This window comes from Actinotalea sp. JY-7885 (genome assembly GCF_014525465.1).
In the GTDB taxonomy this organism is placed as follows: Bacteria; Actinomycetota; Actinomycetes; order Actinomycetales; family Cellulomonadaceae; genus Actinotalea.
The window spans coordinates 1-21,052 of the sequence record NZ_JACEXH010000037.1; the positions used below are offsets into that span (position 1 = coordinate 1).

24 protein-coding genes are annotated in these 21,052 nt (G+C 74.6%); 5 read left to right on the forward strand and 19 right to left on the reverse strand.

The features are described 5' to 3' along the window. The 3 genes from IDM29_RS05380 to IDM29_RS05390 all read right to left on the reverse strand — a co-directional run. Positions 1 to 1,247 (reverse strand): ABC transporter ATP-binding protein (locus tag IDM29_RS05380; RefSeq protein WP_188037271.1); only part of this gene is annotated, 1,247 nt, incomplete at its 3' end. After that, positions 1,247 to 1,807, reverse strand: coding sequence for a heme-degrading domain-containing protein (locus IDM29_RS05385; protein WP_182113929.1), 561 nt, complete (start codon positions 1,805 to 1,807; stop codon positions 1,247 to 1,249). The genes IDM29_RS05385 and IDM29_RS05380, both read right to left, overlap by 1 nt. Before the next feature lie 56 nt (positions 1,808 to 1,863). Beyond that, complete coding sequence (locus tag IDM29_RS05390; protein WP_182113928.1) at positions 1,864 to 3,138, reverse strand: MFS transporter; 1,275 nt, start codon at positions 3,136 to 3,138, stop codon at positions 1,864 to 1,866. A 103-nt stretch (positions 3,139 to 3,241) separates the two neighbouring features. On the opposite strand from IDM29_RS05390, the gene IDM29_RS05395 reads away from it, so the two are divergent. Continuing rightward, on the forward strand, positions 3,242 to 3,814 hold the full coding sequence (locus tag IDM29_RS05395; protein ID WP_182113927.1) for an MOSC domain-containing protein: 573 nt from the start codon (positions 3,242 to 3,244) through the stop codon (positions 3,812 to 3,814). A 15-nt stretch (positions 3,815 to 3,829) separates the two neighbouring features. Here the strand turns inward: IDM29_RS05395 and IDM29_RS05400 are convergent, their stop codons facing one another. Next, the gene (locus tag IDM29_RS05400; RefSeq protein WP_182113926.1) at positions 3,830 to 6,568 is read right to left on the reverse strand and encodes an HAD-IC family P-type ATPase; all 2,739 of its coding nucleotides are present in this window, start codon (positions 6,566 to 6,568) and stop codon (positions 3,830 to 3,832) included. Positions 6,569 to 6,751: 183 nt separating this feature from the next. Between IDM29_RS05400 and IDM29_RS17225 the strand changes: the two genes are divergently transcribed. Then, positions 6,752 to 6,994 (forward strand): dihydrofolate reductase family protein, encoded by a 243-nt coding sequence (locus tag IDM29_RS17225; protein WP_255491863.1) that lies wholly within the window; start codon positions 6,752 to 6,754, stop codon positions 6,992 to 6,994. Between the two features lie 67 nt (positions 6,995 to 7,061). Here the strand turns inward: IDM29_RS17225 and IDM29_RS05410 are convergent, their stop codons facing one another. Then, positions 7,062 to 7,616, reverse strand: a complete 555-nt coding sequence (locus IDM29_RS05410; RefSeq protein WP_188037272.1) for a MarR family transcriptional regulator — start codon at positions 7,614 to 7,616, stop codon at positions 7,062 to 7,064. Positions 7,617 to 7,678: 62 nt separating this feature from the next. On the opposite strand from IDM29_RS05410, the gene IDM29_RS05415 reads away from it, so the two are divergent. Beyond that, complete coding sequence (locus IDM29_RS05415) at positions 7,679 to 8,392, forward strand: SDR family NAD(P)-dependent oxidoreductase (protein ID WP_188037273.1); 714 nt, start codon at positions 7,679 to 7,681, stop codon at positions 8,390 to 8,392. A gap of 35 nt (positions 8,393 to 8,427) precedes the next feature. Here IDM29_RS05415 and IDM29_RS05420 read toward each other — a convergent pair whose 3' ends face one another. Together IDM29_RS05420 and arsM are read right to left on the reverse strand one after the other, a co-directional pair. Next, positions 8,428 to 8,958 carry a GNAT family N-acetyltransferase gene (locus IDM29_RS05420; RefSeq protein ID WP_188037279.1) on the reverse strand — a complete coding sequence of 177 codons (531 nt, stop codon included), beginning with the start codon at positions 8,956 to 8,958 and terminating at the stop codon, positions 8,428 to 8,430. 40 nt (positions 8,959 to 8,998) lie between these two features. Further along, positions 8,999 to 9,760, reverse strand: a complete 762-nt coding sequence (arsM, locus tag IDM29_RS05425; protein WP_182113922.1) for an arsenite methyltransferase — start codon at positions 9,758 to 9,760, stop codon at positions 8,999 to 9,001. A 101-nt stretch (positions 9,761 to 9,861) separates the two neighbouring features. On the opposite strand from arsM, the gene IDM29_RS05430 reads away from it, so the two are divergent. Continuing rightward, positions 9,862 to 10,236 carry a helix-turn-helix transcriptional regulator gene (locus IDM29_RS05430; protein WP_182113921.1) on the forward strand — a complete coding sequence of 125 codons (375 nt, stop codon included), beginning with the start codon at positions 9,862 to 9,864 and terminating at the stop codon, positions 10,234 to 10,236. Between the two features lie 139 nt (positions 10,237 to 10,375). Here IDM29_RS05430 and IDM29_RS05435 read toward each other — a convergent pair whose 3' ends face one another. Genes IDM29_RS05435 through IDM29_RS05445 form a run of 3 tightly spaced genes read right to left on the reverse strand, consistent with a single transcriptional unit; the run spans position 10,376 to position 12,284 of the window. Then, positions 10,376 to 11,383: a serine hydrolase gene (locus IDM29_RS05435; protein WP_188037274.1), complete on the reverse strand. Its 1,008-nt coding sequence runs from the start codon at positions 11,381 to 11,383 to the stop codon at positions 10,376 to 10,378. 9 nt (positions 11,384 to 11,392) lie between these two features. Continuing rightward, on the reverse strand, positions 11,393 to 11,755 hold the full coding sequence (locus tag IDM29_RS05440) for a TfoX/Sxy family protein (RefSeq protein WP_188037275.1): 363 nt from the start codon (positions 11,753 to 11,755) through the stop codon (positions 11,393 to 11,395). A 37-nt stretch (positions 11,756 to 11,792) separates the two neighbouring features. Next, positions 11,793 to 12,284, reverse strand: coding sequence for an N-acetyltransferase (locus tag IDM29_RS05445; RefSeq protein WP_255499939.1), 492 nt, complete (start codon positions 12,282 to 12,284; stop codon positions 11,793 to 11,795). A gap of 82 nt (positions 12,285 to 12,366) precedes the next feature. On the opposite strand from IDM29_RS05445, the gene IDM29_RS05450 reads away from it, so the two are divergent. Beyond that, positions 12,367 to 12,636 carry a hypothetical protein gene (locus IDM29_RS05450; protein ID WP_182113917.1) on the forward strand — a complete coding sequence of 90 codons (270 nt, stop codon included), beginning with the start codon at positions 12,367 to 12,369 and terminating at the stop codon, positions 12,634 to 12,636. A 13-nt stretch (positions 12,637 to 12,649) separates the two neighbouring features. On the opposite strand, the gene IDM29_RS05455 is transcribed toward IDM29_RS05450, so the two are convergent. The 9 genes from IDM29_RS05455 to IDM29_RS05495 all read right to left on the reverse strand — a co-directional run. Continuing rightward, positions 12,650 to 12,817, reverse strand: coding sequence for a hypothetical protein (locus IDM29_RS05455; protein WP_182113916.1), 168 nt, complete (start codon positions 12,815 to 12,817; stop codon positions 12,650 to 12,652). A gap of 83 nt (positions 12,818 to 12,900) precedes the next feature. Continuing rightward, the gene (locus IDM29_RS05460; protein WP_182113915.1) at positions 12,901 to 16,299 is read right to left on the reverse strand and encodes a pyruvate carboxylase; all 3,399 of its coding nucleotides are present in this window, start codon (positions 16,297 to 16,299) and stop codon (positions 12,901 to 12,903) included. Between the two features lie 96 nt (positions 16,300 to 16,395). Beyond that, positions 16,396 to 16,980 (reverse strand): MerR family transcriptional regulator, encoded by a 585-nt coding sequence (locus IDM29_RS05465; protein ID WP_182113914.1) that lies wholly within the window; start codon positions 16,978 to 16,980, stop codon positions 16,396 to 16,398. Positions 16,981 to 17,210: 230 nt separating this feature from the next. Further along, a complete protein-coding gene (locus IDM29_RS05470; RefSeq protein WP_182113913.1) occupies positions 17,211 to 17,759 on the reverse strand; it encodes a bifunctional nuclease family protein in 549 nt (182 codons plus the stop codon). Between the two features lie 61 nt (positions 17,760 to 17,820). Continuing rightward, positions 17,821 to 18,489: a MerR family transcriptional regulator gene (locus IDM29_RS05475; protein WP_182113912.1), complete on the reverse strand. Its 669-nt coding sequence runs from the start codon at positions 18,487 to 18,489 to the stop codon at positions 17,821 to 17,823. A gap of 113 nt (positions 18,490 to 18,602) precedes the next feature. Then, complete coding sequence (locus IDM29_RS05480; RefSeq protein ID WP_182113911.1) at positions 18,603 to 19,067, reverse strand: FHA domain-containing protein; 465 nt, start codon at positions 19,065 to 19,067, stop codon at positions 18,603 to 18,605. Between the two features lie 94 nt (positions 19,068 to 19,161). Further along, positions 19,162 to 19,938, reverse strand: a complete 777-nt coding sequence (locus IDM29_RS17640; RefSeq protein ID WP_188037277.1) for a DUF881 domain-containing protein — start codon at positions 19,936 to 19,938, stop codon at positions 19,162 to 19,164. 1 nt (position 19,939) lies between these two features. Then, on the reverse strand, positions 19,940 to 20,272 hold the full coding sequence (locus IDM29_RS05490) for a small basic family protein (protein ID WP_182113909.1): 333 nt from the start codon (positions 20,270 to 20,272) through the stop codon (positions 19,940 to 19,942). Then, positions 20,269 to 21,052 (reverse strand): DUF881 domain-containing protein (locus tag IDM29_RS05495; RefSeq protein ID WP_188037278.1); only part of this gene is annotated, 784 nt, incomplete at its 5' end. The genes IDM29_RS05495 and IDM29_RS05490, both read right to left, overlap by 4 nt.

The following is a 21,052-nucleotide window of genomic DNA, read 5'->3' on the forward strand; positions in this document are numbered from 1 at the left end:
CGCTCGACGGCCGCGGCGGGCGGGTGGCCCCCGCCAGCCAGCACCACGCCGCCGCCCATGGCCGCGTACCCGAGCATCGCGCCGCGGCCGCCGCCCATCCCCATGCCGCCCCCGCGTGGCAGGGGACCGGGCGCGGGCGCGACGAGCGTCGGCGGAGGCGGGTAGGAGAACCAGACGTCCCGCAGCTCGACCTCGCCCCGGATGTCGTGGGTGGGCAGGGCGGTCGCGCCCTCGCGGTCGCGAATCGCGGGCACCAGGTCGAGGTACTCGAAGATGCGGCGGAAGAGCGCGAGCGAGGTGGTCACGTCGAGCGCCACCCGCATGAGCGAGACCATGGGCATGAGCAGGCGCGCCTGGAGCGTCGAGAACGCCACGAGCGTGCCCGCGGAGATCTCGGTGCCGCCCTCCAGCATGTAGCCCGAGGCGAGGTAGACGAGCGCGGGGGTGATCGCCATGAACGCCGTGACGACGCCGAAGAAGCCCTGTCCGGCCATCGCCTGGCGCACCTGGAGCCGCACCTGCCGGTCGTTCTCCTCCCGGTACCGCGCGACCTCGGCGTCGGACCGGTTGAAGACCTTGCTCAGCAGGACGCCCGAGACGCTCAGCGCCTCCTCGGTGATCGCCGTCATGTCCGACAGCGACTCCTGCGTCTGTCGCGCCAGGACCTGACGCCGCGCGCCCACCCGCCGCTGAAGCACCAGGAAGACGGGCATGAGCACGATCGCGATCAGGGTGAGCTGCCACGAGAGCAGCACCATCGCGACGAGGGACGCGATGACGGTGACGGAGTTGGACAGGATGCTCGCGGCCGTCGTGGTGAGGACCGACCGGACCCCGCCGACGTCGTTGGCGAGGCGCGACTGGATCGAGCCGGTCTTGGTGGCGGTGAAGAACGCCAGCTCCATGCGCTCGAGGTGCTCGAACAGCCGGCCCCGCAGGTCAGCCATCGCCTTGTTGCCCACGGACGTCGTCAGGTAGGTCTGGCCGACGCCGATCGCGGCGCTCACCAGCGGGACGGCGATCATCGCGGCGACGAGGATGCCGAGCAGGCGCAGGTCGACGCCGCCGCCGTCCACGGGGTACAGCGCGCGGTCGAACACGGCCTGGGTGAGGAACGGCGTGACGATGCCGAGCCCGGCGCCGACGACGATGGTCACCGCGACCAGCACGAGCTGCGCGCGGTACGGGCTCAGGAGGCCGCCGACCCGCCGCAGCAGCGGGCCGGTGTCCGAGGGTGCCGCTGCCATCAGCGCCCGGTCCCGGCCCCGTCGCTCGTGGCCGCGTGCTGCGCGCGGCACATCTCGTCGAGGGCCTCGACGACGAGCGCGTGGTCCTGGGCCTGGGGGAGGCCGGAGACCGTGACCGTGCCGACGATGCCGACGTCGCGCACCGTCAGGGGGAAGGAGCCGCCGTGGGCGGCGTACTCCTGCACCGGCAGGCCGGACTCCTCCGCGAACGTGCGGCCGTTGCGGCGCGCGCGCAGCCCGAGGAGGAAGGACGGCGCGCCGAAGCGGTTCACCACGCGGCTCTTGCGCTCGACCCACGTGTCGTTGTCGGGCGTCGTGCCGGGCAGCGAGGCGTGGAACAGCTGGTGGCCGTGCCGGCGGATGTCGACGGTGATCGGCAGGCCGCGCTCCCGGCCCAGCGTCACGAGCCGCAAGCCGAGGGCCCAGGCGTCGTCGTTGTCGAACCGGGTCAGGACCAGCGTCCGCTGCTGCTCGAGCACCTCGGCGATGAGCAGGTCCACCTCCGCCGCCGGGTCGGGCGTCGCGCTGGCCTGCGGGTCGTGCGTGCCGGGTGCGGCCATCGGTCCTCCTGGTGATCGGGTGTCCAGCCTGCCGCACGGCACCGACAGGCGCCGACTCACGGCTCCGGGGAGCGCGCGTCGTACTGCCAGAAGCGCCGCTGCGTGAGGGCCAGCACGAGGACCAGCACGGCGCAGGCGAGCCCGCCCGCGACGGCGGCGAGCCACTCGGTGGTCGCCTCGCCGACCCAGCCCAGCAGGAGGTCGCCCAGCCGGGGTCCGCCGGCGACGACCACGATGAAGATGCCCTGGAGGCGCCCGCGCATCGCGTCCGGCGTCGCCGACTGCAGTATGGTCTGGCGGAACACGGAGCTGATCGTGTCGGCGGCCCCCGCCACGACCATGCACCCGGCGGCCGCCCACACGAGCGGCCCGGCGCCGCCGTCGGCCGGCGGAGCGGGGGAGCCCGCCACCACCGCCCCGAACGCGACGACGGCCAGGCCCCACCCCACGATCGCCACGACGACCGCCCGACCCTGCCGGTGGACGCCCCCGAGCGGCCCGGAGAAGAGTCCGGCCAGGACGGCGCCCGCGGCGATGCCCGCGGTCAGGACGCCGACGGTCGCCGCGCCGCCGCCGAGCATGGTCGCCGCGATCGCCGGGAAGAGCACCCGCGGCATCGCGAGGACCATCGCCGTGAGGTCGACGAGGAACGTCATCCGCACGTTGGGTCGCGTGCGCAGGAAGCGCAGGCCCTCGAGGACCGACCCGAGGCCCGCGCGGCGCACGTCGCCCTCGGGCGGCAGGGGCGGCAGCGCCGAGAGCGTGAGCAGCGCGACCACCAGGAGCACCGCCTCGATCCCGTAGGTCCACGTGTAGCCGACGCCCGCCACCAGGGCACCGGCCGCCAAGGGCCCGACGGTCGCGCTGAGCCCGTGCGCGAGGCCGCCCAGCGCGTTCGCCGCGGGCAGGAGGTGCGCCGGGACCAGGCGCGGGATGGCGGCGGTCCGGGCCGGCGAGCTGACGGCGAAGCAGGCGTTCTGCAGCGCGACCAGCGCGTAGAGCACCCGCACGTCCTCGAGCCCGGCGGCGGCCTGGCCGACGAAGCCGAGCGAGACGACGGCCAGGCCGACGGCGGTCAGCAGCACGACCCGGCGGCGGTCGTGGGCGTCCACCAGCGCGCCGCCGTAGAGCCCCAGCAGCAAGAGGGGCACGAGGGCGGACAGGCCCACGAGCCCGACGCTGAAGGTGGAGCCGGTCAGGTCGTACACCTGCAGGCCGACCGCGACGGTCGTCAGGTGGGTGCCGACGGCCGAGAGCGACGTGCCGGCCCACATCCAGCGGTACGCGCGGCTGACGCGCAGCGGCGTGAGGTCGACGAGCAGGCGGGCCACTGGCCCCATTCTCCCGGATGCCGGGGGACGGCCGCTGTCGCGTGCGGTGGCTGAGACGGTGCCGCGCGCGACGGCCGGGCCGGGCGGGGGAGAGGATGGGCGGGTGCCCGCGCCCCACCGCTACGACGTCGAGATCCTGCACCTCCTGGTCTCCCCGGCGCACGCCTACTTCGGGCGGGCGCGGGACGGGGCGGCGGACGTGCCGACGACGGACGCGGACCGCGTCGACCTGGTCGCGGGCAAGGGCATCGTGGGCGACCGGTTCTTCGGCAAGGCCGCGCACATGGACGCCGCGGTGACGCTGCTCGCCGTCGAAGGGCTCGAGGCGATGGCGGCCGAGCTGGGGACGGCGCCGTTCGACCCGCTGCTGACCCGGCGCAACGTCGTCCTGCGGGGTGCCCACCTGGCGCCGCTGCTGGGGGAGGAGCTCGTGCTGGAGTCCCGGGGCACGTCGGTCCGGCTGCGGGCCGGCCGTCCGGCGAACCCGTGCGCCTGGATGGACCGCGTGCTGGCTCCCGGCGCGCACGCGGCGATGCGGGGGCGCGGGGGAGTGCGGTGCCAGGTGCTGACGGGCGGCGCGCTCCACCGGGGACCGGCCGTGCTGCTCAGTCCCGTGGAGCTCGACCCGGCGCGCGCCGGCGAGGCGGCCGTGCGTCGCGCCTCGCGCCTGCCGTAGGGCCCGCGTCGGCGTTCAGCGGCTCCGGGTGCCTGCGCGCCGGATCGCAGCCTTGGCGAGCTCCATCACCAGGAAGACCAGCACGGCCAGACCGGCCGTCAGTGCCCAGCTGTGCGCGCCGATCGGCGCGGAACCGAACCAGGTGTTCATGAACGGCGCGTAGGTGAACACCAGCTGGAGCACCAGCAGCGCCCCGGCGGACACCCACAGGCCGCGGTTGCCGGTGAGCACCCTGGTCGTGAGCGCCGACCCGTTGAGCAGCCGGCAGTTGAGGAGGAAGCCCAGCTGCCCGAGCCCGAGCATCATCACCGCCGCCGTCTGGGCCACGGCGTAGTCCCCGGTGCGGTCGCGCTCGAGGAGGAAGACCACCAGCGTCGCGGTCCCGATCACGACGGACGCGACCAGCACGACGGCGAGCGCCGTCGGTGAGAGCACCTGCTCGGTCCTCGACCGTGGCGGGCGCCGCATGATGCCCGGCTCCGCGGGCTCGCCGGCCAGCGTGAGCGAGAGGGTGAGCGCGGTGGCGAGGTTGATCCACAGGATCTGTACGGGGGAGAGGGGCAGCGTGAGCCCGGTGAGCACGGCGACGAGGATCACCAGCGACTGGGCGCCGTTGGTGGGCAGCAGGAACACGACCGCCTTGCGGATGTTGTCGTAGATCCGCCGGCCCTCCTCGACCGCGCGCTCGATGGTCGCGAAGTTGTCGTCCGCCAGGACGATGTCCGCGGCCTCCTTGGTGGCCTCGGTGCCCTTGATCCCCATGGCGATGCCGACGTCGGCCCGTGTGATCGAGGGGGCGTCGTTGACGCCGTCGCCCGTCATCGCGACGACCTCCCCGTGCGACTGCAGCGCCCGCACGATCCGCAGCTTGTGCTCGGGCGACGTGCGGGCGTACACGTCGACGTCGCGCACGACGTCGCGCAGCGCATCGTCGTCCATCGCCTGGAGCTCCGCGCCCGTCAGGGCGCGCACGTCGCCCTCGCCCCCGACGATGCCGAGCTCGCGGGCGATCGCCGTCGCCGTGCCCCTGTGGTCGCCGGTGATCATCTTCACGCGGATCCCCGCGGCGTGCGCCTCGGCGATCGCGGCGGTCGCCTCGGGCCGCGGGGGGTCGACGATGCCGACGACGCCCAGGAAGGTGAAGCCGCCGTCGAGGTCGTCCAGCGCGATCGCGTCGACCCCGTCGGCCGGTCGCACGGCCGCCGCGAGGACGCGCAGACCACGGCTCGACAGGGCGTCGACCCGCTCCTCCCACGCCGCCCTGTCGAGCGGTGCGGTGCCGCCCTGCACCGACTCGGTGTCCGACCGGGCGAGCAGCGGGCCCGGGGCACCGACGAGGTGCACCACCCGCGTCGTGAGACCAGGCGGCGACGCGACCGGCAGCTGGTCGAGGGTCGCCGAGAACTTGTGGGCCGAGTCGAACGGCACGGAGTCCAGTCGCGTCGAGCCGCCGGTGCGCGCGCCCGCCTTGACGGCGAGGACCTCCAGGGCGCCCTCCGTCGGCTCTCCGACGAGGCGCCAGCCCGCCTCGGTGCGCTCGACGCGGGCGTCGCCGCCGAGTCCGGCGGCCAGCACCAGGGCCGCCAGGTCGGGGTGGTCCGCCACGTCGGCCGCCTCGCCGTCGGACGTCACCAGCCGGCCATGGGGGTCGTACCCGGTGCCCTCGACGGCGTAGGTGCCCCCGGTCGTGACGACGGTGCGGGCGGTCATCTCGTTCTGGGTGAGCGTGCCCGTCTTGTCCGAGCAGATCGTCGTCGTCGACCCGAGCGTCTCGACCGCCGCCATCCGGCGGGCGATCGCGCGGCGCCGGGCCATCTGCTGGACCCCCAGGGCCAGCGTGATCGTCACCAGCGCGGGAAGGCCCTCCGGCACGGCGGCGACCGCGAAGCCGATCGCCGCGGAGATCAGGTCCTCGGCGCCGAGCCCGTGCACGAACCTGCCCACCAGCAGCATGACGACGGCGAGCACGCCGATGAGGACGGAGAGCTGGGCGCCCAGGCGGGCGAGCTGGCGCGACAGCGGGGTGTCGAGCGTCTCCTGCTCGCTCACCAGCGTGGAGATGTGGCCGATCTCGGTGTCCGCGCCGGTGGCCACGACCACGCCCTCGCCGTTGCCGGTGGTGGCCAGGGTCCCGGAGTACAGCATCGAGGTCCGGTCGCCGAGGTCGGCGCCGGAGGGCACCGCGTCGGGGGACTTGGTCACCGGCACGGACTCGCCGGTCAGGGCCGACTCGTCGACCTGGAGCCGGACCGAGGCCAGCAGGCGCACGTCGGCGGGGACCCGGTCGCCGCCGCGCACGCGGACCACGTCGCCGACGACGAGGGTCGCGGCGTCGACCACGCCCCAGTCGCCCCCGCGGCGCACCTGCGCGTGGAGGGACTGCATGGTGCGGAGCCCCGCCAACGCCGACGCGGCCCGGCCTTCCTGGACGAAGCCGATCAGCCCGGTCGCCACGATGACCACGACGATGACCACGAAGTCGACCCAGTCCTGCGTGAGCCCCTTGAGCACGGCCGCGGCGACGAGGATGTAGATCAGGACGTCGTCGTACTGGCGCAGCAGGCGCCGCAGCACCGAGGGCTTCGGCGGCTCGGGCAGCTCGTTGCGGCCGTCGCGCTCCAGGCGCCTGCCGGCCTCGGCTGCCGGCAGCCCGCTCGACGAGCTCTCGACGGCGTCCAGCACCTCCGGCGCGGGAAGCGACCACGGCGCCGGTGGCGCCGCGAGGCGCGGGTGGTCGGGTGTGGCGGTGGCCATGCAGCCACGATCCACCACGGGGACCCATGGGGCGAGCCCGCCCAGAGGCTCGGCACCGAGGTGCCAGATGTGATCATGAGCCCCCTGAGCACTGGCAGGCCGCGGAGAAGGTCGTCTACTCGACGACGCTCGAGCAGGTCCAGCGCGCGGACCAGGGTCGAACGCACGTTCGATCCTGCGGCGGTGCGCCGGCTGAAGCTCGAGGCGGAGCACGACCTGACGATCGACGGTCCGACGCTCGCCGCCCAGGCGATCAGAGCGGGCCTGGTGGACGAGTACCACCTGTTCATCACGACGAGCGTCGTGGGCGGCGGCACGCGGATCTTCCCGGACGGCGTGCGACTCGACCTGGAGCTCGTCGAGGAACGGCGCTTCGGCAGCGGACTGATCTACGCGCAGTACCGGACGGGCGGCGGGTCGACGTGAGCCCTCGGTGACCTTCGCGGCCGCCCGGGTCGCCGCGTACCCGTAGCCGATAAGGGACATTATGTCATTACGCTGTCGGGCTCGCCGTCCCCGTTCGGCGGCCAGGGCCGTGCCGCCCGTCCTGCGCCACTCCCCGCATCGCGCCGAGCCAGCGCCCGAGGAGGCTCTCGAGCTGGTTCAGCTCGGCGTCGCTGAGGCCGGCGCTCAGCAGGTCGTCGACGGCGAGCACCTGCGAGGCGCTGCGCTCGACCAGGCGGTGCCCGGCGTCCGTGAGTGCGACCTCGACGCGCCGGCCGGGTGCGGCGCGTCGCGTGACGTGTCCGTCCAGCTCGGCGCGCGCCACCCGCTGAGAGATGGCACCGGCACTGACGAGGCAGCGATCCGCCAGCTGCCGGGTCGTGAGCACGTACGGCTCTCCCGCCCGCCTCAGGGTGCTGAGCAGGTCGAGCGTCGCCGCGTCGATGCCGAGGTCGCGCAGCACCGCCTCGCGGCCCTTCCGCAGCTCGGCCGCGACCGCCTTCGTGAGCCAGGTCGTGGCGACGGACCGCGTCGGCGCGCCGGGCAGCTCCCGCTCCCACGCACGCGCGACGGCCTCGGGCCCCTCACGGGAATCTGTCGGCACGAGCTGGACCTCCGGTCGCGTGATCTGGCATGTTTAGCACTAAACGTAGCGGAGGTGCACGCATGAGCAGGACAGTCGTCGTGACCGGTGGCGGCCGAGGAATCGGCAAGGCCATCGCGGAGCGGTTCGTCGCCCTCGGCGACGACGTCGTGATCACGAGCCGGGCGGACGACGTCCACGACCAGGCGGGCCTGATCGGCGCGCGCGGCGTGCGCATGGACCTCGAGGAGGTCGGGTCCGTCGCAGCCCTCCCCGCAGCCGTCGGTGCGGTGGACGTGGTGGTCAACAACGCCGGGGGCTTCGCGGGCGCTCCCCCGGGCCCGGCCTCGCCTCTCGAGGCGGTCGCCGCGCACTGGCGCCGCAGCCTGGCAGTCAACGTGGTGGGCGCGGCCCTCGTCGTCGCCGCGCTCGAGGACCGCATCGCCCCGGGCGGATCGGTCATCACCATCGGCTCGATCGGCGCCGAGTACGCCGGCAACCCGTACTCGGCCGCCAAGGCCGCGCTGCAGGCGTGGGGCGCGGGCCTGTCCGAGCGCCTCGGGCCCCGCGACGTCACCGTCAACACCGTGGCGCCGGGGTACGTGGAGGACACCGACCTCTTCGGCGGCCCCCTGGGCACGGAGCGACGCGCGGCCCAGATCGCACGGACGCACACGGGGCGGCCCGGCCGACCGAGCGACATCGCCGGCGTCGTGGTCTTCCTCGCGTCCGCCGACGCGCGGCACATCACCGGGCAGACGATCCACGTCAACGGGGGCGCCCACACGACGCGGTGAGCAGGCGCCGGGTGAGGCCCGTGGTCCCCGCCGCCCTACGGCCGCAGGGCGGCGTAGAGCAGCATGTCCACCCGCCGGCCACCGATCACCTGGCGGCTGCGCAGGAGCCCCTCCCGCTCGTAGCCGGCGCGCTCGGCGGTGCGGACGGACGCGACGTTCCACGGCTCGACGTAGAGCTCGACCCGGTGCAGCTCCGGGAGGGTCCAGGCGAACGCGGTCAGCGCCGCCAGGGCGCTCGCAGCGACACCGCGGCCACGCTCGGCGGGCGCGACGCCGTAGCCGGCCGTACCGCGGCCCTGCTCGCGGTCCGCGAGCCACAGCCCGACCTGGCCGAGCGCCCGGCCGTCGCCGGCGTCGGCGATGCAGAACGAGTACCCGGCACCCGTGGCGCGTCGCTCCTCCTGACGCGCCATCCACTCGCGGGCCTGCTCGATCGTCGCCCCGGCGGCCAGCGAGCCGGTCAGCGCGGTGTACGGGTCGGTCGCGAGATCCCGGACCATGCCGACGTCCCGCGGCTCGAAGGCGCGCAGGTAGACGCCCCCCGACGACGGTGCGGGGGTCGGCATGGTCAGCACCCCGACAGTCTCCAGGGCGCGCGGGCTCAGGTCACTCCCCCGCCGCCGGCTTGCGGGCGCGCACGATCGCGCCGTGCATCCCGTCGGCCACGTCGTGCGTGAAGCGGACCTCGGCGTCGACGAAGCCTGCGGCCGCCAGCCCGGCCAGGTACTCCCCGCGTGACAGCGCCCCGGCGATGCACCCGACGTACGAGCCGCGCTCGGCCCGCTCCTCGGGGCTCAGGTGGTCCTCGGCGACCACGTCCGAGATGCCCACGCGCCCGCCCGGCACGAGCACGCGGAATGCCTCGGCCAGCACCGCGGGCTTGTCCGTGGACAGGTTGACGACGCAGTTCGAGATGACGACGTCGACCGCGGCGTCGTCCAGCGGCAGGTCCTCGATCGTGCCCTTGCGGAACTCGACGTTCGTCGCGCCCGCCTTGGCCGCGTTGGCGCGGGCCAGCTCGAGCATCTCGTCGGTCATGTCGACGCCGTAGGCGAACCCGGTCTCCCCCACCCGGCGGGCCGAGAGCAGCACGTCGATCCCGCCACCCGAGCCGAGGTCGAGGACGCGCTCGCCCTCGCGCAGCTCCGCGACGAGCAGCGGGTTGCCGCAGCCGAGCGACGCCGCCATCGCCTCGGCGGGCACCGCCGCGGCGTCCTCGGCGCCGTACAACGCCGCCCCGAAGCGCTCGTCGATCACCAGGTCCTCCGGCCCGCAGTCCCCGCCGCCGCAGCACCCCGCGTCGCCGCTCCCCTGCACCGCCGCCAGCGCGTAGCGGGTCCGGACCTGCTCGCGGATGTCCTGCACCATGACTCCTCCAAGGATCGATGAATCTCGATACCCGGAGCCTCGTCGTCATATCGACCCGTGTCAATATCGACACTCATCGATCGGGGTGCGACGATGGCCGCATGGCTCTGGACGTGATCCCTGAGAGCGGCACGCCGTCGGCCGACTGCTGCAGCCCGGCCACCGCGGCGACCATGACGGCGAAGGATGCCGAGCGGACGTCCCGCGCCCTCAAGGCGCTCGCCGACCCGGCCCGCCTCCGCCTCCTGTCGATCATCGCCGCACACGAGGGCGGCGAGGCGTGCGTCTGCGACCTCACCGGCCCCGTCGGCCTGACGCAGCCGACCGTCTCCCACCACCTCAAGGTGCTGGCCGACGCCGGCTTCGTCACGCGCGACAAGCGCGGGGTGTGGGCCTACTACGCGCTGGTCCCCGGCGCGGTCGAGGAGCTGACGTCGAGCCTCGCGGCTCACCTGCGGCACCGCGACGACGACTGACGGCCCGCGCGATCGCCGTCGTCCGCCCCGCCGCCGGCCGACGCGTCGCCAGCACGACGCGGAGGGTTGTACCCGCCCACCGGTCACAACGCTCCGTGCAGCCGGCCCATCGGGCCACCCGGGTCCTCGGCCGGCAGGGTCAGTCGGCGTCCTCGCGGAGCACCGGCCAGGCGCCGTCGGACGTGTTGGCCAGCACGGTGACGGTGAGACCCGTGGTCGGGTCGTGCCGGGTCCGCGCGGAGACGCCGGCGTCGTACCCCTCGAGGACGACGTCGCGCGAGTCGGGCTCGAGCCAGAAGCCGCGGCCGTAGCGCATCCCCTCGTCCGGGACGTCGCTCACCGGCTCCACGAGCGCCGCGAGCGTGCCCGGCGAGACCACCCGCCCGGCGAAGACCGCGCGCCAGAACGCCGCGAGGTCCCCGGCGGTCGTCACCAGGCCGCCGTCGCCGCTGCCCCGCACCGGCAGGTGCAGCACGTTGGTGCGCGGTCCGTCCTCGTCGAGGTAGCCGACGGCGACGTCGGCCGCCGGCTCGTCGGATCGCGGGAAACCGGTGCGCAGCAGCCCCGCGGGCGCCAGCACGCGCTCGTGGACGAGCGTGGCGAACGGCGTGCCGGTGATGCGCTGGGCGAGCAGCGCGAGCAGGACGTAGCCGGAGTTGTTGTAGGCGAACTGCGCCCCCGGCTCGCTGACCTGCGGCCTGCCGTCGAGCACGGCGAGGTACCCCTCGGCGTCGTCGAGGCGGTGCGTGGGCACGGGCAGCACGTAGTCGGTGATCTCGCCGTCGCCGGACTCGTCGAGGTAGTCGCCGATCCCCGACGTGTGCGCGAGCAGGTGCCCGACCGTGACCCGGTCGTCGACCAGGGGCAGGTCCGTGCCGAGGACGGGGCGCACGGGGGTCTCCAGCGTCAGGCGTCCCTCGTCCAGCAGCGCGCCGAGCGTCAGGGCCGTGAAGCCCTTGGCGATGCTCGCGACGCCGAACCGGTGCTCCGGGGTCGCCGCGATGCCGTGCGCGCGGTCCGCGAGGCCGTACGCCTCGGTGAACACCAGCTCGTCGCCGAGGTCGACGCGGACCACGCCGGAGAACCCGCTCGCCAGGGCACGGGCGTGGAGGGTGGGGCCGAGGGTGCTCGCGTCGGCGGGAGGCATCCGGGGATGCTAGCCGCCGCCCGGAGCAGGGTCGCCTCGATTCCGCCCGGCGCGGTGGTGCTCGAGCGCTACGCCGAGCCAGCGCGCCAGGTCCTCGTCGTCCTCCAGCGCGTCCTGCGCGACCGAGATCCAGCCGTGGCCCATCGATCCGCCCGCGCCCATCTCGGCCGGACGCGCACCCGGCAGCGCGAGCAGCTCGGCGGCTCGCGCGGGGTCCGAGCGCACCAGCAGGTCGCTGTCGCCGCGCGCGCAGACGAGCATCCTCTCGTCCACCATGAACGCCAGCCCGCCGAACATCCTCACCTCGCGGACCGGCGCGTGAGCCGCCAGCGCGCCGCGGATCCGCTCCGCCAACGTCTGGGTACCGGTCACACCGTCGCCTCCCCCTCTGGCTCCGACAGTCGCGGCTCTACCGCGCCGCGCCCAGCGGACGGGACCACCGCTGCTCGGTGCGCGCCGGGTCCCTCGGCAGCGGCATCGTCGCGCCCGTCGGAGCAAACCCGGCCCCGAGGCACGCGCGGGCCGCCGCGTCGTTGCCCGCGATCTGCCAGAGGGTCAGGCGCTCGGCGCCCTCCTGGAGCGCGAGACCCGCGACCGCGTCCAGGAGCCGCTGCGCCACTCCCCCGCGCCGCGCCTGCGGACGCACCCAGAGGGAGACGACGTGCCGCTCCGCGTCGTCCGCCCCGGGCTCCTGGATGGCGCACACCAGGCCGACGTCGTCGCCCGCGTCGTCCCGGGCGACGAACCACGCGCTCGAGCGCAGGCGCATGCGCCACTGGCGCTCCCCGAACCCCTCCTCGCGCGCGATGCTCGAGCCGAAGGCGTCCGGGTCGGTGCGCAGGGCGTCCAGCCGGATGCGCGCCAGGCGCTCCCACTGCTCCTCGTCGAGCCGTTCGATCATCACGTCCACATGATGCCCTGGAGCGCCCCGTCGGCCCAGGGCCCGCGCCCGAGGGCCCCGCCGCGCGTGGGATCCTGGGGCCATGACGACCCCCGACGACGAGCAGCGCACCTGGGCCGGCAACCGGCCCTTGACGACGCGGTGGTGGTGGTCGCCCGCGCTGATGATCGTCGTCGGCGCCGTCGTGATCGGCTACCAGGTCTCGGCGTACGTCGGCGAGGGCGGGATCTTCCTCAACGGCGTCATGATCGTGATCGGCGCGGCCGTGATGGTCGCCGGGTTCGTCTCGCTGCGTCGCGCGCACCGTGAGCAGCGCGCCACCGTCGCGTCGCCGCCGCCCGCCCAGGACTGAGCGCCGGTCGGCCCTAGGACGTCAGCAGCGGCTCGCCGTCGGGGCCGCGCGGCACCTGGCGCGCGACGTCGGCCACCTCCTCCTCTGGACGAGGCGGGACCGTCTCGTCCACCTCGAGGTGCGGGACCTCGATCTCGGCGCCGACGTGGCCGTGCGGGTCGGGGGCGACGGGCTCGGACAACGGGACCTCCCGGTGGGTGCGTGGAGCGACCACCGTACGGGCTGGGGCCGGCACGCGCCCGGCCACCCGCCCGGACCCGGTGCTCAGGAGATGACGAGCACCAGGTCGCCGCCCTCGAGCTGCTGCACCCCGCCGATGGCGACCCGCTGGACCTTGCCGGCGACGGGTGTCGTGATCGACGCCTCCATCTTCATCGCCTCGATGGTCGCCACGGACTGGCCGGCCTCGACCCGCTGCCCCTCCTGCACGAGCGGCGTGACGGCGCCGGCGAACGGCGCGGCGATCTGGCCGGGGGTGCCCGGGTCGGCCTTCTCGGCCGCCGCGTGGTCCACCTCGACGCCGCGGTCGCGCACCTGGAGCGGGCGGAGCTGGCCGTTGAGCGTGAACATCACCGTGCGCATGCCGCGCTCGTCGGGCTCGCCCACGGCCTCCATGCCCACCAGCAGGCGGACGCCGCGGTCGAGCTGCACCTCGACCTCGGTCGCGGGCTTCATGCCGTAGAGGTAGCGCGCCGTGTCGAGCACGCTGACGTCGCCGAACGTGCTGCGGAACTGCTCGAACTCCTTGGTGGGCCCGGGGAAGAGCAGGTGGTTGAGCCGGTTGCGCCGGGTGGCCGAGTCCCCGGCCAGGTCGCGGAGGTCCTCCTCCGTCAGCGGGGTGACCGCGCGGCGCGGGTTGCGGCCCTGGAGGGCCTTGGTGCGGAAGGGCTCGGGCCAGCCCCCGGGCGGGTCGCCCAGCTCGCCGCCGAGGAAGCCGACGACCGAGTCCGGGATGTCGAACTCCTCGGGCGCCTCCGCGAAACGGGCCGGGTCCGCGCCGCGGGCGACGAGGTGCAGGGCGAGGTCGCCGACCACCTTGCTCGACGGCGTGACCTTGACCAGGCGCCCGAGCAGCCGGTCGGCGGCCGCGTACATGGCCTCGATCTGCTCGAACCGGTCGCCCAGGCCGAGCGCGATGGCCTGCTGGCGCAGGTTGGAGAGCTGGCCGCCGGGGATCTCGTGCTCGTAGACGCGTCCCGTGGGACCGGCCAGGCCGGACTCGAACGGCGCGTAGATGCGCCGCACGGCCTCCCAGTACGGCTCCATGTCGCAGACGGCGCGCAGGCTCAGGCCCGTGTCGCGCTCGGTGTGCTCCAGCGCCGCGACCAGCGCGGACAGCGGCGGCTGGCTCGTGGTGCCGGCCATGGCGGCGCTCGCCGCGTCGACCGCGTCGACACCCGCGTCCACGGCCGCCATGAGCGTCGCCATCTGGCCGCCCGCGGTGTCGTGGGTGTGCAGGTGGATGGGCAGGTCGAACCGCTCGCGCAGGGCCGTGACCAGGCGGTGCGCCGCGGCGGGTCGCAGCAGGCCCGCCATGTCCTTGATCGCGAGCACGTGCGCGCCCGCCTCGACGATGCGCTCGGCCAGCCGGAGGTAGTAGTCGAGGGTGTAGAGGTCCTCGCGCGGGTCGAGCAGGTTGCCGGTGTAGCACAGCGCGACCTCGGCCACGGAGGTGCCGACCTCGCGCACCGCGTCGATCGCGGGCCGCATCTGCTCGACGTCGTTCAGGGCGTCGAAGATGCGGAAGATGTCGATGCCGGTCGCCGTCGCCTCGCGGACGAAGGCCTGGGTGACCTCGGTCGGGTACGGCGTGTAGCCGACCGTGTTGCGGCCGCGCAGCAGCATCTGGAGGGCGACGTTGGGCAGCGCCTCGCGCAGGTACGCCAGGCGGTCCCAGGGGTCCTCGCCGAGGAAGCGCAGGGCGACGTCGTAGGTCGCCCCGCCCCAGGCCTCGACGCTCAGCAGGCCGGGCGTCGCGCGGGCGACGTAGGGAGCGGCGGTGACCAGGTCGAACGTGCGCACGCGCGTCGCGAGGAGCGACTGGTGGGCATCACGGAAGGTGGTGTCCGTGACGGCCACGGCCGTCTGCTCCCGCAGCGCGCTCGCGAAGCCGGCCGGGCCCAGCTCGAGGAGCCGCTGGCGGCTGCCGGCGGGCGGCGGCTCGGAGAGGTCCATGCTCGGCAGCTTGCGCTGGGGCTCGAGCACGTGCGCCGGGCTCCCGTGCGGGCGGTTGACGGTGACGTCGCCCAGGTACGCCAGGATCCGGGTGCCCCGGTCGGCGCTCTCCTTGGCGGCGAGCAGCTCGGGGCGCTCGTCGATGAACGACGTCGACAGGTCGCCCGCGACGAACGCCGGGTCGTCCAGCACCGCCTGGAGGAACGGGATGTTCGTGCGGATGCCGCGGATGCGGAACTCGGCGAGGGCGCGACGGGCGCGGCGCACGGCCGTCGGGTAGTCGCGGCCCCGGCAGGTGAGCTTCACGAGCATCGAGTCGAAGTGCCCGCTGATCTCGGCGCCCGCCGACGCCGTCGCGCCGTCGAGCCGCACGCCGGCGCCGCCCGGCGACCGGTAGGCGATGATCCGGCCGGTGTCCGGGCGGAAGCCGTTCGCCGGGTCCTCGGTCGTGATGCGGGTCTGCAGGGCGGCGCCGTTGACGCGGACCGTGTCCTGCGAGATGCCGAGGTCCGCCAGCGTCTCCCCCGACGCGATCCGGAGCTGGGACTGCACGAGGTCGATGTCGGTGACCTCCTCGGTCACCGTGTGCTCGACCTGGATGCGCGGGTTCATCTCGATGAACACGTGCTTGCCGGCCCGCTCCCCCACGGTGTCCACGAGGAACTCGACGGTGCCGGCGTTGACGTAGCCGATGCTGCGCGCGAAGGCGACCGCGTCGCGGCACAGCGCGTCGCGCAGCTCCGGGTCGAGGTTGGGCGCCGGGGCGATCTCGATGACCTTCTGGTGGCGCCGCTGGACCGAGCAGTCGCGCTCGAACAGGTGCACGACCTCGCCGGTGGCGTCCGCGAGGATCTGCACCTCGATGTGGCGCGGGCGCAGGACGGCCTGCTCGAGGAACACGGTCGGGTCACCGAAGGCGCTGTCCGCCTCGCGCATCGCCGCCGCCAGGGCACCGGGCAGCTCCTCGCGCGCGTCGACCCGGCGCATGCCGCGCCCGCCGCCACCGGCGACGGCCTTGACGAAGACCGGGAAGCCGATCTCCTCGGCGGCCGCGAGGAGCGTGTCGACGTCGGACGACGGGTCCGAGGACGCGAGCGTCGGGATGCCGGCCGCCTTCGCCGCACGCAGGGCCGTGACCTTGTTCCCCGCCATCTCGAGCACGTGGGCGGGCGGCCCGACGAACGCGATCCCGGCGGCCTCGCACGCCCGCGCCAGCTCGGGGTTCTCGGAGAGGAAGCCGTAGCCCGGGTAGACGGCGTCGGCGCCGGACTCCTGCGCCACGCGGATGATCTCGGCGACGTCCAGGTACGCGCGCACCGGGTGACCGGGCGAGCCGATCGAGTAGGCCTCGTCCGCCTTGAGGCGGTGCTCCGAGCTCCGGTCCTCGTAGGGGAAGACGGCGACGGTGCGGGCACCGAGCTCGTAGGCCGCGCGGAAGCCGCGGACGGCGATCTCAGCACGGTTGGCGACGAGGACCTTCGAGAACACGGCTCACCTCAGATGTAGCGGCGGGGGCACGAGAACCGTAGCCCCCCGGAGCGCGCTCGTACCCGTCGTCCGCGAGGCGGACGCGCGATCGCCGCGTCAGCCTGCGGTGCGCGCCCGGCGGCGCTGCGCCAGCTCGTCGTCGGCGACCGCCGCGGGTGCGTCCTCGCTCACGCGCTCGGTCGGCAGGGCGGCGAGCGTCCCCTCGACCTCGCGCCACACGCGCCCGACGGCGATCCCGAAGACGCCCTGGCCGCCCTGGACCAGGTCGATGACCTCGTCCGCGGAGGTGCACTCGTAGACGCTGGCGCCGTCGCTCATGAGCGTGATCTGCGCCAGGTCGTCGACGCCCCGCTCGCGCAGGTGCGCGACAGCGGTGCGGATCTGCTGGAGCGAGACCCCGGTGTCGAGGAGCCGCTTGACGACCTTCAGGACGAGGATGTCGCGGAAGCTGTAGAGCCGCTGGGTGCCCGAGCCGCTGGCCGGCCGCACCGTGGGCTCGACCAAGCCCGTGCGGGCCCAGTAGTCGAGCTGGCGGTAGGTGATGCCGGCGGCGCGGCACGCGGTCGGGCCGCGGTAGCCGGTCGTGGTGTCCAGGTCGGGCAGCTCGTCGCCGAAGAGGAGTCCCTGGGCGCGCTGCGGGACGCCGACGGCCTCCTCGGCCGTGTCTCCGGTGCCGCTCACGGGCCACTCCCCTCGCTGTCGTCCCGCCAGGTGCTCTGCGGGACGTCGTGCCACCCTCACGCCGCCGGGTCGGCGGCGCTTCACAGGATGTCCACACGTCACGCTAGGGCCGGGGGGTGGGGCAGTCAACGAACCGGCGGGCGACGCGCCGCGGCGTGTTGCTGCGGCGTGTCTCACCTTCGACCTCAGGTTGAGACAGGGCCTGCGACCTGGTGCTCCGCACCCGTCCGTCAGGCGCCCCGGGGCCCGCCCTCCCCGTGACCGGCGTCACCGCCCTCCTCCTCCTCCGGCGCACCCTCGCCGCTGACGAAGTCGTCCGCGCTGACCGTGTCGAGGAAGGCGCGGAACTCCTCCACCTCGTCCTCGGTGGTGTGCTCCTCGACCTCGAGGCCGGACTCCTCGAGGACCTCGGGCGCGCAGAGCACCGCGCACCCGGCCCGGACCGCGACCGCGATCGCGTCGGAGGCGCGCGCGTCGACCCGGGTCTCGTCCGCCATGACCAGCTCGGCGTGGAAGACCCCGTCCACGAGCGAGATGATCTCGACGCGGTCCAGGCCCGCCGAGCACTCCTCGATGACCGCCGCGAGCAGGTCGTGCGTCATCGGCCGGGGCGGCACCACGCCCTGCTGGGCCGTCGCGATGGCCGAGCCCTCCGTCACGCCGACGACGATCGGGAGCAGGCGTCGGCCCGCGAGGTCGAGCAGCAGGACCACCACCTGGTCCAGCGGCGCCTGCCGGCGCACCCCGAGCACCTCGACAGGGATGAGGTCGTCGCGCATGGGTGCCACGCTACGTCCGCGGCGTCGCCGCGACGAGTGGACCTGCCGCGGGTCGTCCGCGTCAGCGCGTCAGGCCGGCGACGCCCGACCGGACGAACGCCGTGTGCAGCCGACCGCAGAGCTCCCCGACCTCGGCCGCCACGGTGGCGGCGTGCGCCTGCGCGGCGACGGCGCGCTGCCCCCGCAGGGGCGCGACGATCTGCTCGACGACCGAGACCTGGCGGTCGGCGGCCTGGCGGAACGAGCGCAGGTGGCGCGGCTCGACGCCGTGCTCGGCAAGCGCCCCGGCCAGCACCACCACCTCGCGCGCCCACGCGTCCAGGTGACCGGACGCGCTCGGCGCGAGGACGCCCGCCTCGACGAGCTGCACGACGAGCGCGGGGTCGACACCCGTGTCGGCCGCCAGCCCCTCCGGCGTCCAGCGCCCGGCGCCCGCCGCGACGGGTCGTTCACCGTCGGTGGTGGCCAGGCGCGGTGCCGGCCGCTCGTCCTGCTCGCCGGCGTCGAGGGCGGCGAGCTGCTCGCCGATCACCTTCAGCGGCAGGTAGCGGTCCCGCTGCTGGCGCAGCACGAACCGGAGGCGCTCGACGTCGGCCGGGCTGTACTGCCGGTAGCCGCCCGCCGTACGCCGCGGCTCGACCAGACCCTGCTCCTCGAGGAAGCGGAGCTTGGAGGGCGTCACCGTCGGGAAGTCGGCCCCGAGGTCGGCGAGGACGTCGGAGATCCGCATCGTGGGGTCCGTCGAGACCCCGTGGGGCCAGCGGCCGTCCAGGCGCGGCGCGGCGGGCGCCGGCGTCGCGTCGTGGTGGGTCCGCTCCTCCGACCTGCGCCGGGGTGCGGGCGTCACTGCGCCGCGGCCGCGGCCGCCGGGCTCGGGTGGAAGGTCATGCGGAACTTGCCGATCTGGACCTCGTCGCCCGCGCGGAGCACGGCCTGCTCGATGCGGGACCGGTTGACGTACGTGCCGTTCAGCGAGCCGACGTCGCGCACCACGAAGCCCTCGCGCTCGCGCACGAACTCGACGTGCTTGCGGGAGACCGTCACGTCGTCGAGGAAGATGTCCGCGTCGGGGCTGCGACCCGCGACGGTCCGGTCGGCGTCGAGCAGGAACCGCGCGCCCGCGCTCGGGCCTCGCTGCATGATCAGCAGGGCCGACGTCGGCGGCAGTGCCGCGACGGCGGCGTGCTCCTCCGGGCTCAGGCCCACCCTCGGGGCATCGGACTCGACCGCCCCGATGACACCGTCACCGAAGCTGATCGTCGTGTCGGCATTCGCCCATCGCGGCTCGGAGGCGTCGCGCTCGGTCATCGTTCCTCCTACGCCACGGGGGTGGTGATCACGTCGTTGTCGGGGCACAGCCTATGCAAACGCGGGGCACCTTCGCAGTCCCTCGTCCGGCCGCTCACCCGGCGTCCGGCGAGGTGGGCACCGGCGTGGCGTGCTGGGGCGGGTCCACGAGGCGCACGGCGTCCACGACGACCGTCTCCAAGGGCTGCACGTCGCTGGTCCCGCCGTACCCCCGCACCACGGCGAGCGCGCCGCCGGGCATGTTGAGCGCGGGCACGATCACGTCGGGGTCGCCGATGGCCAGCCAGCGGTACGGCGGGGCGATCGCGACGCCGTCGATCTCGACGCCGTCCGGCGTGTCGACGAGGTAGGTGGAGGCCGTGACCCGCACGTCGTTGAGCTGGATGGCCTCCGCGCCCGCGTTGCGCATCTCCTCGACGACGTTGAGCAGCGCGAGCGCGGGCACCTCGCGGCGCTGGTCGCGCACGACGAGCGAGACTCCCGGGCCCTCGGCCGGCAGCCGACCCGCGAGGATGCCCTGCTGCGCGGCGCGCTCCATCGCCGCGTCCTGGGCAGCGCGCTGGGTGTCCGAGCCGGTCACGAGCTCGGCACGCTGCTGGCGCAGGGCCGCGGCCTGGTCCTCGAGCTCCTCGGTCCGCTGCGTCACCTCGTCGAGGATCCGGACCAGCTCGTCCTGCCGCAGCGACGACAGGCCCTCGCTCCGGTTCTGCTGGACCTGCACGACGATCGCGAAGCCGAGGAGCGCGCACAGGATGCCCGCCATCACCTGGGCGCGGGTGGCGCGCGGCGCCAGGGCGCGCCCCAGGGTGCGCCAGGCCGAGCGGGAGGTGCCCGGGTCGGGGGGCGGCGGCGTCGTGTCCGGTTCGCTCACGTCAGGCCTTGAACAGGTGGCGGCGGATCGCCGCGGTGTTCGAGAAGATCCGGATCCCGAGCACGACCACGACGGCCGTCGAGAGCTGCGTGCCGACACCCAGCTGGTCGCCCAGGAACACGATGAGCGCGGCGACGACGACGTTGGACAGGAACGAGACGACGAACACGCGGTCGTCGAAGGTGCCGTCCAGGAGCGCCCGCAGGCCGCCGAACAGCGCGTCCAGCGCCGCGACGACGGCGATCGGCAGGTACGGCTGGAGCGCCTGCGGCACGGTGGGCTCGAGGAGGAGTCCCACCACAGCGCCGATGGCCAGGCCGATGAGCGCGATCATGAAGTTCCCCCTCCGGGTGTCCCGTCGTCCGTGCCCTCGGTCGCCCCAGACCCTGCCACATCGTCCGGGTCGAGCGGCGAGGCGTAGCGCAGGGAGGGCGCCGCCCCGGCCGGCAGCTCCACCTCCTGTGCCCGCACGCTGACCCCGATCTCGAGGTTGGCGCTCAGCGACGCCAGGTGGTTGGCGGCCGTCGTGCGGGCGAAGGCCGTCTGGACCGCCTGGGCGTCGCCGACGACCTCGATCCGGTACGGCGACAGGAGCGGCACGAGGTCCACCAGCACGGCGGGCCCGACGCCGCGGATCGCGCTCAGGGCCGTGAGCCGCTGGCCGTTGATGGCGATGCCCTCGGCCCCGGAGGCCCACAGGCCGTTCGTGACGATCTGCAGGTCGATGTCCTGGACGCGGGTGCGCGGGTCGGCCTCCTCGGCGTCCGCCACGGGCGCGTCGGTGAGCTCGACGACGAGGCCGTCGCCCCGCACGGCCGTGACGCCCGAGGCGAGCTCGAGCTCCTCGAGCTCGGCGAAGAGCTCGGGGTCCGCCGCGGCGAGCGCGTCGCTGCGCACCTGCGCGACCTCCGCGGCGAGGGCGTCGTGCGTCGCCTGGAGCTCGTCCGCGTGCGCCGTCCGCTCGGCGATCTGCTCGGCCAGGAGGGCGCGCGCGCCGGTCACCGAGGGCTGGGGCGCCCGCAACGAGACGACGGCGGCCGCGACCAGGAGACCGAGCGCGGCCGCGACCGCGAGCGTGACGCCGCTCCGGCGCGCACGCGCGGCGGGCGCGAGC